The 12,693-nt window shown below is 66.5% G+C and carries 12 protein-coding genes and 1 pseudogene; 8 read left to right on the top strand and 5 right to left on the bottom strand.

The features are described from left to right. Positions 1-88 precede the first annotated feature (88 nt). The 3 genes from rodA to M0765_RS13095 are packed head-to-tail and all read right to left on the bottom strand — an operon-like array spanning position 89 to position 3,853. On the bottom strand, positions 89-1,243 hold the full coding sequence (gene rodA, locus M0765_RS13105; RefSeq protein ID WP_258504057.1) for a rod shape-determining protein RodA: 1,155 nt from the start codon (positions 1,241-1,243) through the stop codon (positions 89-91). A gap of 31 nt (positions 1,244-1,274) precedes the next feature. Further along, positions 1,275-3,110 carry a sensor histidine kinase gene (locus tag M0765_RS13100; RefSeq protein ID WP_258504056.1) on the bottom strand — a complete coding sequence of 612 codons (1,836 nt, stop codon included), beginning with the start codon at positions 3,108-3,110 and terminating at the stop codon, positions 1,275-1,277. Between the two features lie 17 nt (positions 3,111-3,127). Beyond that, positions 3,128-3,853, bottom strand: a complete 726-nt coding sequence (locus M0765_RS13095; RefSeq protein WP_157612057.1) for a response regulator transcription factor — start codon at positions 3,851-3,853, stop codon at positions 3,128-3,130. Between the two features lie 369 nt (positions 3,854-4,222). Between M0765_RS13095 and M0765_RS13090 the strand changes: the two genes are divergently transcribed. Genes M0765_RS13090 through M0765_RS13070 form a run of 5 tightly spaced genes read left to right on the top strand, consistent with a single transcriptional unit; the run spans position 4,223 to position 9,463 of the window. After that, positions 4,223-4,816, top strand: coding sequence for a YqiA/YcfP family alpha/beta fold hydrolase (locus M0765_RS13090; RefSeq protein ID WP_126747940.1), 594 nt, complete (start codon positions 4,223-4,225; stop codon positions 4,814-4,816). A gap of 51 nt (positions 4,817-4,867) precedes the next feature. Then, positions 4,868-6,925, top strand: coding sequence for a ribonuclease catalytic domain-containing protein (locus M0765_RS13085; RefSeq protein WP_258504055.1), 2,058 nt, complete (start codon positions 4,868-4,870; stop codon positions 6,923-6,925). A gap of 51 nt (positions 6,926-6,976) precedes the next feature. Continuing rightward, positions 6,977-7,828, top strand: coding sequence for an energy transducer TonB (locus M0765_RS13080; protein WP_258504054.1), 852 nt, complete (start codon positions 6,977-6,979; stop codon positions 7,826-7,828). Between the two features lie 34 nt (positions 7,829-7,862). Then, complete coding sequence (gene aroE / locus M0765_RS13075) at positions 7,863-8,720, top strand: shikimate dehydrogenase (RefSeq protein ID WP_258504053.1); 858 nt, start codon at positions 7,863-7,865, stop codon at positions 8,718-8,720. Beyond that, complete coding sequence (locus tag M0765_RS13070) at positions 8,717-9,463, top strand: transglycosylase domain-containing protein (RefSeq protein ID WP_258504052.1); 747 nt, start codon at positions 8,717-8,719, stop codon at positions 9,461-9,463. The genes aroE and M0765_RS13070 overlap by 4 nt, the downstream gene beginning before the upstream one ends. On the opposite strand, the gene M0765_RS13065 is transcribed toward M0765_RS13070, so the two are convergent. After that, positions 9,408-9,845, bottom strand: coding sequence for a DUF2809 domain-containing protein (locus tag M0765_RS13065; RefSeq protein WP_258508248.1), 438 nt, complete (start codon positions 9,843-9,845; stop codon positions 9,408-9,410). The two genes, M0765_RS13070 and M0765_RS13065, sit on opposite strands and share 56 nt — an antisense overlap. Positions 9,846-9,852: 7 nt before the next feature. On the opposite strand from M0765_RS13065, the pseudogene M0765_RS13060 reads away from it, so the two are divergent. The 3 genes and pseudogenes from M0765_RS13060 to ruvC all read left to right on the top strand — a co-directional run bounded on the left by M0765_RS13060 (position 9,853) and on the right by ruvC (position 12,461). Further along, positions 9,853-10,753 (top strand): annotated as a pseudogene (locus tag M0765_RS13060) (lysophospholipid acyltransferase family protein). Between the two features lie 165 nt (positions 10,754-10,918). Then, a complete protein-coding gene (locus M0765_RS13055) occupies positions 10,919-11,908 on the top strand; it encodes a phosphatidate cytidylyltransferase (RefSeq protein WP_258504051.1) in 990 nt (329 codons plus the stop codon). A gap of 4 nt (positions 11,909-11,912) precedes the next feature. Continuing rightward, entirely contained in the window at positions 11,913-12,461 is a 549-nt protein-coding gene (gene ruvC / locus M0765_RS13050; protein WP_126747934.1) for a crossover junction endodeoxyribonuclease RuvC, read from the top strand. A gap of 52 nt (positions 12,462-12,513) precedes the next feature. Here ruvC and M0765_RS13045 read toward each other — a convergent pair whose 3' ends face one another. Then, positions 12,514-12,690 carry a hypothetical protein gene (locus tag M0765_RS13045; protein WP_165442064.1) on the bottom strand — a complete coding sequence of 59 codons (177 nt, stop codon included), beginning with the start codon at positions 12,688-12,690 and terminating at the stop codon, positions 12,514-12,516. Between the last annotated feature and the right edge of the window lie 3 nt (positions 12,691-12,693).

Raw genomic sequence — 12,693 nt, 5'->3', positions numbered from 1 at the left:
GATTCTAGGGCTCGCCCCCAGACTGCGTGCGCTGTGCGGCGCTTCGCCTTCCCCGGCCGGGGCCAACAACCGCGCTGCGACTGCGTGCCTAGCTTTGAGAAAGCTTCCTGGCACGCGCGATGGACATCAGGATGCCCAGCCCCAGCCCCAGCGTGACCATCGCAGTGCCGCCGTAGCTGATGAATGGCAGCGGCACGCCCACCACGGGCAGGATGCCGCTGACCATGCCCATGTTGACGAAGGCGTAGGTGAAGAAAATCATCGTCACCGCCCCCGCCAGCAGCCGCGAGAACAGGCTCGTGGCGCTGGCCGCGATGGCCAGGCCGCGGAAGATCAGCAGGATGAAGGCGGCAATCAGCGCCAGGTTGCCCACGAGGCCGAATTCTTCGGAATAGGCCGCAAAGATGAAGTCGGTGGTGCGCTCGGGAATGAATTCGAGATGCGTCTGCGTTCCCTGCATGAACCCCTTGCCGCCCACTCCTCCCGAGCCGATGGCGATCATTCCCTGGATGATATGAAAGCCCTTGCCCAGCGGGTCCTTGCTGGGGTCGAGCAGGGTGCAAACGCGCTGCTTCTGATAGTCGTGCAGCACCCGCCAGTCGACGCCCTCCGCGCACAGCCGCGACTCGAAGCTCACGATCAGCGTGATGGCCAGGGCGCCGATCACCACCGGCGGCACGATGAGCTTCCACGGGAGCCCGGCGAAAAAGATCACGGCCAGGCCGGCAGCGAGCACCAGCAGCGAAGTGCCCAGGTCGGGCTGCTTCATGATGAGCCCGACCGGGATGGCCAGCAACACTGTCGCCACCACAAAATCGAGCGGCCGCAACTGGCCTTCACGGCGCTGGAACCACCAGGCCAGCATCAGCGGCATCGCGATCTTGAGGATTTCGCTCGGCTGGATCACCACGCCGAGGTTGATCCAGCGCGTGGCGCCCTTCTTCGTGATTCCGAAGAGCGCAACCGCAATCAACAGCGCCACGCCCGTCACATACACCGGCACCGCGAACATCATGAGGCGCTGCGGCGGCACCTGGGCCACCACGAACATGATGAAGCCCGCCAGCAGCATGTTGCGGCCGTGGTCGGCAAAACGCGAGCCGTGGTCGTAGCCGGACGAATACATCGTCAGCAACCCGGCGAACGCCAGCAACAGCACGGCAAAAGCCAGAAAGCCGTCGAACCCCTGGAAGATGGGCGCGACGCGGCGCGCCAGGGAGGGCTGATTGAACACGGCGGACATGGGCTGGATTATCCGCGCCCGGCACGCCCGGTCAGTCGAATTCGAACTGAACGACCGTGCGTCCCGGTCGGCTTTCGACCGCCAGCCGCGCGCCGACGGCGCCGGCACGCTCCGTGAGCGCCCGCGGCACCTGGGACGCGTCGAAACCCCGGCCGTCATCGATCACGCGCAACTGCACCTTTCCGGCCGGCGCTTCCGACTCGATCCGCAGCGTCTTTGCCTGGGCATGCTGCATCACGTTGGAAACCGCCTCGAACAGCAGGAACTGCAATTGCCGCATGCCTTGCGCATCGAGCCCCTTTACCGTCGGCACCTCTTCCACGCCCCACTCCAGCCGGATGCCCGCGGCCGCCAGGCGCGGCTCCAGCCGGTAGCGCAGCGCTGCCAGCAGGGCGCCCACGTCGCCCGGCGGCAGGTGAATGGAGTCGATCGAGAGCTTGAGCTGGTCGAGGGAGTCGCGCAGCGTGCGCAGCAGCTCTTCGGAGCTGGCTTGGCCGGACTGCAGTTGCCGGATGGCCGAGCTGATGTGCGAGCCCACGCCGTCGTGCATGTCGCGCAGGATGCGTTCGCGCTCGTGGGTGCGGGCCTGGTCGCGCGCCACCTGCTCCAGCGCCGCGAAGGTCGATGCGAGCTCGCGTTCGCGCTGCGCCACCCGCTGGGCCAGCGCCGCCACCGAGCCGCGCGCTTCGATGCTGGCGGCGCGAAAGCGACGCAGCACGATCAGCAGCAGCGCAATACCGAAGAACACGGAGGAATAGCGCACCCAGGTGGTTTCGCCGTAGGCGTCGCTCAGGCGGATCACCAGCCAGTCCCGGATGCCGAAGCCCAGCGTTGCCAGCGCGGCGGCCGCCACCAGCAGGAGCCCCAGGTTCGGTCGCCGCACAGTCGCCACCACGAAGGCGCAGACGAACAGCGCGATGAACACGATCTCCGCCGCAAGCCAGCCGGTAAGCCAATACGGCTCCTCGCGGAACAGCGCCATCGAGCTTGCGGCGACCGTTCCGGCAACCACTCCCGCCATTGGCCACCGCAGCCAGCGCATGCGGGACCTGTGGTCCCAGCCCGCCAGGTGGTAGCAGAACATCATGGCGGACGCCGCCCAGCCGGCATAGCAGGCGGCCATGAGCACACCCCAGGCCGGCCAAGGCAGAGGCGGTTCGGCAATCACGCCGTCGGCCACGCGCAGCGCCCAGCAGAATTCGGCGAGCGCCGTCCAGAAATAGATGCCGTCGCGCCGATGCCGCCCCACCGCGTCGGCGTCCACCTGGGTGAGCCACAGCGCCAGTGCAATGCCGCCGACGATGAGGCTGAAGGCACTCAGGAGCACCGAGCCCGTAAAGCGCCAGCCATAGGCGGTTTCGAAAAGCTCGGTGCGCACGGGGGTAGCCGGCCCGATCGTCACGCGTGAAAGCCCGGCCCGCCGGGCGCCGTCGGCGCGGATGCGAATCTGCAAGCGGTTGTCGCCTGCTTTCAGCAAATGCCCCGGAATCGGCACATAGATGGGCGCCTTGGCGTAGTCGGGCCCGTTGCCGCGGTCCAGATCGCCGTACACCTGCAGCAATGCGTCGTTGAGCGACACCTCGAGGACGTTACCGGCCCGCGGAATGAAGATGCCCCATGGCGTCTCGGGCGCGGCGTCGAGCGTGAAAGGCAGTTCGAAGCTCGCGAAGCCGGGGCGCCCCCGGTGCTGGCGATCCCAATGGTAGGAAAGCTCGACGGGCGCTGTCCGCGTGGCGCCGTCGACGGTGACGGTCGCCGTGCCGCTGCGCAGCTCAAGGGGGCCATCCGCCGCCGCGGCAACCGCCGGCGCCAGCAGGACTACCGCAAGCCAGAGCGCGAACAGCGCCCTCCACGGCCTTGCGAACATGCGCCCCGCCACACGGCTCACCCGGGGTGGGACAGCAGGCCGAGGCGCGTCGCTTCGAACACCGCCTCGCTCTTGGAATGCACCGCCAGCTTGCCGTAGAGATTCTTGATGTGGGTTTGCACCGTGTGCACGCTCAACCCCTTGAGCCGGGCGATTTCCGCATAGGAGAAGCCGCGCGCGATCAGCGTCAGCACTTCATGTTCACGGGCGGAGAGCAGGCTGGGCGCCGTGCTGTCGATGGCCGCCTGGGGCACTGCCGCGGCGGGCGTGCCCGCCGTCTGCAGGCTGCGGTACTTGGCAAGCACCCGCCGCGCGATCATGGGCGAGATCGGGGACGCACCGGCCTTCATCTCGACGATGGTCTGCGCGATGTCCTCGGGTGCCGCGTCCTTGTGGATGTAGCCGACAGCGCCGGCCTCGATGCTGGAAAGCACGTTTTCCTCGTCGCCGAAGACCGAGATCACCAGCGGTTCGCAGCCCGGAAAGCGCGCGACGGCCTCGCGGATCACGTCCAGCCCGCTGCCGTCGGGCATGCCGAGATCGACCAGCAGCACGTCGGGAATGGTGGCGGTCTGCGCAAGCCATGCCAATGCCTCATGCACGGTGCCGGCGCTTCCAAGCCAGAAGAGGCTTGCGCTGCGCTGCACGCTGGCCTCGAAGAAGGCACGCGCGCGGCTGTCGTCCTCGACCACGAGCACGCCCCAGCGGCGTGCCGTTCCAGGATCAGGAGCCTCGATATTCATGGGCTTAGCATAAGCCGCCACATCGATTCAAAAGGCCGCGGCACCTCCCATCTTCATGGGATGCAGGCATCGATCCCGGGCCGCGAAACTTCGCGCCGCTTGCAAAAACGCAACAGCACCAGGCGAACTTGGCCATTCCTGGTGCATCAGCTGAGTACTTTCGGGTTCCGGGACACGGCCCGCGCCCGATCGGATGCAGAAAAATCCCGCGGGCCGGAGATTCCAGTGGTAAACATTCACCTCCCCGCACGAAGCCTGCATGCGAGAGCCCTCACCGGCACCCGCGCCCCGCACGAGGACCTCATGCAAAATTACCCGGCTCCTTCTATGGAGTTGCGTCGAACGCAACATTTTCAGTCTCCGCCTCGCATGGATCCGAAAACCACTCACCTGTTGTATCTGCACGGTTTCCGCTCCTCGCCCCGCTCGACCAAGGCGCGGCTGATGGCGCGGCGCGTGGCGCTGGAGCACCCCAACCTGCAGTGGTGGTGCCCGCAGTTGCCACCCTCTCCGCGCGAAGCGATCGACATGGTGATGAAAGGCATTGCCGACTGGCCGCGCAAGTCGATGGCCGTGGTCGGTTCATCGCTCGGCGGCTTCTATGCCACCTACGTTGCGGGAATGACGCGCTGCCGCACCGTGCTGCTCAACCCCGCCGTGCACCCCGCGCGCGACCTGCAGCTCTATATCGGCGACCAGACCACGTGGCAGGACCCGGCCGAGCACTTCTATTTCCGGCCCGAGTACATCCAGGAGCTGCGCACCATGGAGGTTGGCGCCCTCACGCGCCCCGAGCGCGTGCTGGCCATCATCGCCAAGGGCGACGAGGCGCTCGACTGGCACGAAATGTCCGCACGCTACCCCGATAGCAACATCAAGCTGCTCGAGGGAGGCGACCACGCGCTGTCCGATTTCGAGCAGAACCATCTGGACGACGTCATCGACTTCATCAACCCGGTCTGAAGTCCTCCGGCGCCGAGCGGCGGGCCGGGTCCAGCGTGGGACAATCGGCTCATGTTTGTATTGTTTGAAGAAGCCGGCAAGTACCTCGGCGGCCGCGTGCTGTCGGAGGCCGAAGCATCGGCGCAGGTCGAGCTCGACACCGGCAAGCGCCTCAAGGTCAAGGGCGCCAATATCGTGTTGCGTTTCGAGAAGCCGGCCCCGGCCGAGCTGATTGCCGAAGCGCGCGCCATCGCCGCCACAATGGACCTCGACCTCGCATGGGAGTTTGCGGCCGAAGGCGAATTCGGCTTTGCAGAACTCGCGGCCGACTATTTCAGCGACAAGCCCACGCTCGCACAGCAGGCCGCCGCGCTGTTCGCGCTGTTCGAGGCACCGCACTACTTTCGCCGCGCAGGCAAAGGGCGCTTCAAGAAGGCGCCGGCCGAAATCGTGCAGCAGGCGCTGGCCGCCATCGAAAAGAAAAAAGTCGTCCAGGCGCAAATCGTCGAGTGGGCCGGGCAGCTGGCCGAAGGCGTGTGCCCGCAGCCGATTCGCGAGCAGCTCTACAAGATCCTGTTCAAGCCCGACAAGAACGCGCCCGAGTACAAGGCCGTGGTCGACGCCGCGCGCGCCACGCAGCGCCCGCCGCTCGAACTGCTGGAGCGCGCCGGCGCCATCGATTCGCCCTACCAGTTTCACTGGCGCCGCTTCCTTTTCGAGAATTTTCCGAAAGGCACGGGTTTTCCGGCGCTCGCCGCGCCCGCCATCGCCGACGACCTGCCGCTGGCCGACGGCGTGCAGGCTTTCTCGATCGACGATTCGCAAACCACTGAAATCGACGATGCGCTGTCGGTGCAGGGCCTGGGCAGCGGCACCGTCACGGTCGGCATCCATATTGCCGCGCCGGGCCTTGCGCTCACGCCGGGCAGCGCCATCGACCAGGTGGCGCGCGCACGCATGTCCACGGTCTACATGCCGGGCCACAAGATCACCATGCTGCCCGACGAGGTGGTCAACGCCTACACGCTGCTCGAAGGCGGCGACCGGCCGGCCGTGTCGCTCTACGTGCGCTTCGACGAAGCCACGCTCGAACTGCAGTCCAGCGAGACCAAGCTCGAACGCGTGCCCATCGTGGCCAATCTGCGCCACGACCAACTCGACAGCATCGTCACCCAGCCCTGGCTCGAAGACGCGTCTTTCACGAACGAGAACACGCCGGAGGCTGCTGCAAAGCTGCGTGCCCCGCTCTCCTTCCTGTTCCGTCTCGCAAAGCAGCTGAAGGCCCAGCGCGAAGTGGTGCGCGGCAAGCCCGAGAACTTCAACCGGCCCGACTACAACTTTCGCCTGGTCGGCAATGACGGCGAGCCGGATGGCAGCGAGCAGGTGCAGATCACCACGCGCCAACGCGGTGCGCCGCTCGACCTGATCGTGTCCGAGGCCATGATCCTGGCCAACAGCAGCTGGGGCGGCTGGCTCGGCGAACTCGGCGTGCCCGGCCTCTACCGCAGCCAGGCGAGCCTGGCGCCGGGCATCAAGGTGCGCATGGGCACGCGGGCATTGCCGCATGCGGGCCTGGGCGTGAAGAGCTACGCCTGGAGCACCTCGCCGCTGCGCCGCTATACCGACCTCGTGAACCAGTGGCAGATCATTGCGGCCGCCCGCCACGGCAAGACGGCCGCGCTGGCCGCACCCTTCAAGCCGAAGGACGCCGACCTGTTCTCGATTCTCTCGGGCTTCGACGCCGCCTACGCAACCTACAACGCCTATCAGGGCGGCATGGAACGCTTCTGGACGCTCAAGTACCTGGAGCAGCAAGGCATCACCGAGCTTGAAGTCACTGTCATCAAGGACATACAGAACGGCGCGCTGGTGCGTGCGGACACGCTGCCGCTGGTGTTCCCGGTGGCGGGCCAGCAGGAGCGCGGTGCGCGCCTGCGCGTGAAGCTCGGCGAGATCGACGAAATTGCGCTCGACGTGCACGGCACGGTGCTCGAGCGCCTCGATGCGCCCAAGGCGGATGCCGCAGCCGACGAGGAAAGCGGCGACGAGGAAGAAGAAGTGGCCGGTCCCATCGCGATTGCGGTCGACCTTACCGACAGCGAGCCGGCACCGGAGAACACGCCGGCGTGAGCGCCGCGCGGAACATAAAAACCATTCAATGAGCCGCGAGGAGCGTCGTCAATGAACTTCAGGGATCTGAGCACGCTGCAGATTGCACTCGGTGTGTCGATCATCGCGCACGCCGCGCTTCTGACGGTGCGCTTCGTCGACCCTGAATCGTTCAACCGGGTCTTCAGCGACACGCCGCTCGAGGTGATCCTGGTCAACAGCAAGACCAACGACAAACCCGACGCCACGGCCCGCGTGATGGCGCAAACCTCGCTGGCCGGCGGCGGCGACCTCGAACGGGGCCGCGCCACAAGCCCGCTGCCGCCGTCGAGCTTTACCGCCGTGGGCGACTCCGCCGAGGAAGCGCAGCGCCAGGTCGAGGCCATGCAGGCGCAGCAGATGCAGCTGCTCGCGCAGCTCAAGCGCGACCTGGCCGCCATGCCCGCGCCCGATCCACGCGTTTCGGGCGACCCGAAGGAAGCCGTGGCCCGCGAGGAAAAGCGGCGCCAGATGGTCGAGCTGCTGGCCGAAATCGAACGGCGCGTGAACGAAGAAAACGCACGCCCCAAGAAGCGCTACCTGAGCCCTTCCACACGCGAGGCGGCCTATGCCATCTACGTGGACACACTGCGCCGCCGCATCGAGGTGCGGGGCACCGAGAACTTTCCCACGGCGGCCGGCAAGAAGCTCTACGGCCAGCTCAAGATGACGATCACCATCAACCACGACGGCAAGATCCTCGACACCGTGGTCGATGAAAGCTCGGGCGACACCACGCTCGACCGGCGCGCCAAGGCGATCGTGCACAGCATCGGCAACTTCGGCAAGTTCACCGATGCGATGCGCAAGCAGACCGACCAGATCGTGCTGCAGTCGCGCTTCAAGTTCACGCGCGACGAAACCATCGAGCTCTCTTCTCAATAGCAACCCAATAGCAACGACTGCGAATCACGGCGCCATGGACCTGTACTGCGTAATGGGCAACCCCGTCGAGCACAGCCGCTCGCCGCGCATCCATGCCCGATTTGCCGAGCTCTGCGGCCAGGAGCTGGAATACACCCGCCGGCTCGTGCCGATCGGCGCCTTTGCCGAAGGCGTCGCCGGCTTCCGGCGAGAAGCCGCGGAGCAGGGCAACGCCGCGCGCGGCTGCAATGTCACGGTGCCGTTCAAGTTCGATGCCGCCGCAATTGCACAGCACACCAGCGAACGCGCCCTGCTCGCGCAAGCGGTGAACATGCTGCGCTTCGAAGCGGACGGCAGCGTTCATGCCGACAACACCGACGGCATCGGCCTGGTCAACGACATCGTGCGCAACGCCGCCGTGCCGTTGGCCGGCAGCGAACTGCTGCTCATCGGCGCGGGCGGCGCTGCCGCGGGCGTGCTCGGGCCGCTGCTCGATGCGGGCGCCTCGCGCATCGTGGTGGCCAACCGGACCGTCGGCAAAGCCATGGCCCTGGTGCAGCGCCATGCGGCCTTGGCCTTGCGCCACGGCGCCACGCTCGAAGCGTGGGCGCTCGACGAAGTACCCGGCAATTTCGACGTGGTGATCAACGCCACCGCCTCCAGCCTTGCGGGCGATGCGGTGCCGGTGCGTGCGCAGGTGCTGCGCCCCGGCGCGCTCGCGGTCGACCTGATGTACGGCTCTGCCGCCGCCGGCTTCATTGCCTGGGCCGAAGCGCACGGCGCTGTGGGACGCGATGGGCTCGGCATGCTGGTCCAGCAAGCGGCCGAAGCCTTCGAGGCCTGGCGCGGCGTGCGCCCGCCCGCTGCGCAGGTGCTGGCCGAATTGCGCGCTTCAATCGCCGCCGGCCAATGAAGGGGCTGCTGCGGCTGATTGCGTCCCTGCTGGTCGCGGCGGTGGCGCTCGAGCTTTTCTTCGTGGCGCGCATTGCCGCCATGGCCGTGATCGCTCCGCAGAGCACGGCGTTCCAGCGCTCCGAGGCCTGGCAGATCGCCATTCACCAGGGCAGCAAGGGCGCCTGGCGCCAGGAGTGGGTGCCCTACGCGCAGATCAGCGACAACCTCAAGCGGGCAGTCATCGCCAGCGAGGACGCCGACTTCATCGACCACAACGGCGTGGAATGGGAAGCCATCGAACGCGCGCGGCAGCGCAATGCCAAGGCCGAAGAGCTTGCGGCCCGGCGCGCGGCGCGTGCCATTGCGCGCGGCAAGCCGGTGCGACCCGTGCAGTTGCGCGGCGGTTCCACCATCACGCAGCAGCTCGCGAAGAACCTGCTGCTTTCCGGCGAGCGCACGCTGCTGCGCAAGGGCCAGGAACTGGTGCTCGCCATGACGCTCGAGGTGCTGCTCGACAAGCGCCGCATCCTCGAGATCTATCTTAACAATGTCGAATGGGGCGAAGGCGTGTTCGGTGCCGAGGCTGCCGCCCAGTACTACTTCAGAAAACCCGCCTCGCGCCTGAGTGCCGGCGAGGCCGCGCGTCTGGCGGTGATGCTGCCCAGCCCCAAGTTCTTCGAGCGCCGGCTGGGCTCGTCTTCTTACCTCAGCGGACGGGCTTCGACCATCGTGGCGCGCATGCCGTCGGCCGAGTTGCCCTGACTGCACCGCACAGCGCTTCGATGGCCAGGACGGCCGCAAAGCCGATCAGGTAGGCCACCACGTCCCACCAGTCGGCCGTACTGCCGAGCACGATGCGCAAGGCGCGGTTCGGAATGTGCAGGTGCCAGGCCGATGCCAGGAACTGGCCCAGCTCGACCGCCAAGCCCAGCGCGAGCGCGGCCAGCGCCAACGGCAGCACGCGCGCGGCAATGAAGGTCTTGAAGACGACATAGACCCACGCCACGACCAGCACGTCGCCGAAGAAACTCCGCAGCCAGCCCCATCGCGCGCCGACGGTGGCCAGCAGCACGAGAACCACGAACAGGGCCACCGCCCACACCAGAGAAAGAGGATCGAAACGCCATCGCATGCCCCGTATCATCGCGCCCATGCTGGCAAAGCTCACAGGTTGGTTGTTGTTGGGAATCGTCCGGTTGCTCACGGGGGCCCAGGCACGCTGGTACGGCTGCCCGCCCAAGGCCGAGCAGCGCATCTATTTCGCCAATCACCAGAGCCACGCCGACCTCGTGATGATCTGGGCCGCCCTGCCCGAGGAACTGCGCAGCATCACCCGGCCCATTGCGGCGCGCGACTACTGGGCCAATACGCCGTTCAAGCGATGGATCACGACCGAGGTGTTCAACGCGGTGTATGTGGAACGTGCGGCCACGGCACCGGGCTCGAACGCACCACCGGCGGAACCCGAAGCGCCACCGGCGCCCGTGCGAAATTCCGTTGCACCGCACGCCGAGCGCATCGAGCCTTCGATGGAGCCGTTGCTGCCTGTAGCACCGACGGCGCCGATCGCATCGCCTATCGTCGATGTCACCCCGAGGCGTTCGACGAAGTGCAAGGGCGGCTCGATCTTCCGGCGCCACCGCCTCCCCCGCCGGCCGCACCCCTGTCGAACCGCCGGCCGTGATGGCGGAGGCAGAGCCGTCCGAGCCCGCTACTGCAGCTCCCGCCCCTGACCCGCTCGCACCCTTGGTCGAAGCGCTGCGCAGCGGCGACTCGATCATCATCTTTCCCGAAGGCACACGCGGCCACACGGGCGAGCCGCAGAAGTTCAAGTCCGGCCTTTACACACTCGCGACGATGTTTCCCGAAGTGGTGCTGGTGCCGGCATGGATCGACAACGTGCAGCGCGTCATGCCCAAGGGCGAGATCGTGCCGGTGCCGATCCTGTGTTCCGTGACCTTCGGTGCGCCAATCCGCGTGGAAGAAGGCGAAGAGCGCCGCCCTTTCCTCGATCGCGCGCGTGCTGCGGTGATTGCTTTGCGCGATGTTTGAAATGAAGGCTTTTGCTTTGCGTGGTGTTTTTTTGCGGGCCGTCTTCGGGACGCGCACCCGCCGACGGGGGACATTCGCGGAGGGGAGTACCCGGTGGCCTTTGCACAAGCCCCGAACAACAGCGCCTAGAACGCAGTCCCCAACAACGCGCGAAGGAAAACTGACATGAACCAGTTCCTGCGCAGCCTCACTCCGACCCAGCAAGTCGCGACCCTGTTCCTCATCGTCTTCGGCCTGCTCGTGATCGCAAGCACAGCGGCGCTCTTCCTGAGCTTCAGGGAACGCCGAAACCCCGTACACGACGCCGCATGGCAAGCCGAGCTCGCCCACTACCGCAAACTGCTGGGCACCACCTGGTTCATGGTCATCGTGTTCTGGGTTGGCTGGGCCTTGGGCGAAACCGTGGCCACCGTGCTGTTCGCGCTCATCGCCTTCTTCGCGCTGCGCGAGTTCATCACCCTCTCGCCCACACGCCGCGGCGACCACCGCAGCCTGATCCTGGCCTTCTTCGTGGTGCTGCCGATCCAGTTCTGGCTCGTGGCCACTGCGCGCTTCGACCTGTTCACCGTCTTCATTCCGGTCTACGTGTTTCTTGCGATTCCGGTCGCAAGCGCACTCGCCAACGATCCCAGCCACTTTCTCGAGCGCAACGCCAAGCTGCAGTGGGGCATCATGGTCTGCGTCTACGGCATGAGCCACGTGCCGGCGCTACTGCTCCTGAGCTTTCCGGGCTACGAAGGCAAGAGCGCATTCCTCGTGTTCTTCCTGGTGTTCGTGGTGCAGACCTCGGTGCTGGTGCAGCACGTGATCTCGCGCCGCACGCAGCGCAAGCCCTTTGCACCCAACGTGAGCCGCAGCTTCAACTGGACCAGCTGGGGCATCGGCATCACGGTGGCCAGCCTGGTGGGAGCGCTGTTCTCGTTCATCACTCCGTTCAAGTTCGGCCAGGCGCTTGCCGTGTCGTTCATCGCCTGCATCGCGGGCTCCATGGGCCACCTGGTGATGAAGGCGCTCAAGCGCGACCGCGGTATTCCCAACTGGGGCAAGAAAGGCGTGGGCGTGACCGGCGCCAATGGCCTGCTCGACCGTGTGGATGCGCTGTGTTTTGCGGCGCCCATCTTCTTCCATTCGATCCGCTGGTACTTCAACGTCTGACCACATGCGCATTCTCGGCATCGACCCCGGCCTTCTCACCACCGGCTTCGGCGTGGTGGATGCGGACGGCCATGCGCTGCGCTACGTGGCAAGCGGCACCATCAGCACGCGGCACCTGGGCAGCGGCAACCTGCCGGCGCGCCTCAAGGTGCTGTTCGACGGCATCGCCGAAATCGCCGAGCGCTACCAGCCCGACGCTTCGGCGGTCGAAATCATTTTCGTCAACGTCAACCCGCAGTCGACACTACTGCTCGGCCAGGCGCGCGGCGCCTGCGTGACCTCGCTGGTGAACAGCAAGCTCACGGTGGCCGAATACACCGCGCTGCAAATGAAGAAGGCCGTGGCCGGCCACGGCCAGGCTGCCAAGGCACAGGTGCAGGAAATGGTGAAGCGCCTGCTCGACCTACCGGGCCTGCCCGGTGCGGACGCGGCCGACGCGTTGGGCATTGCCATCACCCATGCGCAGGTGGGCCGTTCGATGGCACGGCTGGCCGAAGCGGCCGATCTGTCGAAAACGCACGCCGGCACCTACCGGCAAGGCCGCTCGAGGTAGCGCTGTTCAGGCGCCCGTCAACGGCGTGGTGCGAGCCAAGCCCGCTACCAGGCTAGGCCACGCGCTCCGCAATCAGCACCGCAAAGAAACCGAACGCCGCGAGCAGCGTCCACTTGAGCACGATCCAACCGAAGCGCCGGTACTTGACCTGCCCGGTTCCGGCATAGAACGCGAACGACACGCCCGCCACCAGCAGAAGCAGCAGGATGGCCCAGCGGAAGACAAGCATTGC

Origin of the sequence: Variovorax sp. S12S4 (assembly GCF_023195515.1) — a bacterium.
GTDB lineage: Bacteria > Pseudomonadota > Gammaproteobacteria > Burkholderiales > Burkholderiaceae_C > Variovorax.
This window is presented reverse-complemented; position numbering and strand designations above follow the sequence as displayed.

Bases quoted from the DNA above. Each gene is read 5' to 3' on its own strand.
- M0765_RS13065 (WP_258508248.1), bottom strand. From the start codon at position 9,845: ATGATACGGGGCATGCGATGGCGTTTCGATCCTCTTTCTCTGGTGTGG.
- aroE (WP_258504053.1), top strand. From the start codon at position 7,863: ATGGACCTGTACTGCGTAATGGGCAACCCCGTCGAGCACAGCCGCTCG.
- M0765_RS13070 (WP_258504052.1), top strand. From the start codon at position 8,717: ATGAAGGGGCTGCTGCGGCTGATTGCGTCCCTGCTGGTCGCGGCGGTG.
- M0765_RS13100 (WP_258504056.1), bottom strand. From the start codon at position 3,110: ATGTTCGCAAGGCCGTGGAGGGCGCTGTTCGCGCTCTGGCTTGCGGTA.
- rodA (WP_258504057.1), bottom strand. From the start codon at position 1,243: ATGTCCGCCGTGTTCAATCAGCCCTCCCTGGCGCGCCGCGTCGCGCCC.
- M0765_RS13080 (WP_258504054.1), top strand. From the start codon at position 6,977: ATGAACTTCAGGGATCTGAGCACGCTGCAGATTGCACTCGGTGTGTCG.
- M0765_RS13090 (WP_126747940.1), top strand. From the start codon at position 4,223: ATGGATCCGAAAACCACTCACCTGTTGTATCTGCACGGTTTCCGCTCC.
- M0765_RS13095 (WP_157612057.1), bottom strand. From the start codon at position 3,853: ATGAATATCGAGGCTCCTGATCCTGGAACGGCACGCCGCTGGGGCGTG.
- ruvC (WP_126747934.1), top strand. From the start codon at position 11,913: ATGCGCATTCTCGGCATCGACCCCGGCCTTCTCACCACCGGCTTCGGC.
- M0765_RS13055 (WP_258504051.1), top strand. From the start codon at position 10,919: ATGAACCAGTTCCTGCGCAGCCTCACTCCGACCCAGCAAGTCGCGACC.
- M0765_RS13045 (WP_165442064.1), bottom strand. From the start codon at position 12,690: ATGCTTGTCTTCCGCTGGGCCATCCTGCTGCTTCTGCTGGTGGCGGGC.
- M0765_RS13085 (WP_258504055.1), top strand. From the start codon at position 4,868: ATGTTTGTATTGTTTGAAGAAGCCGGCAAGTACCTCGGCGGCCGCGTG.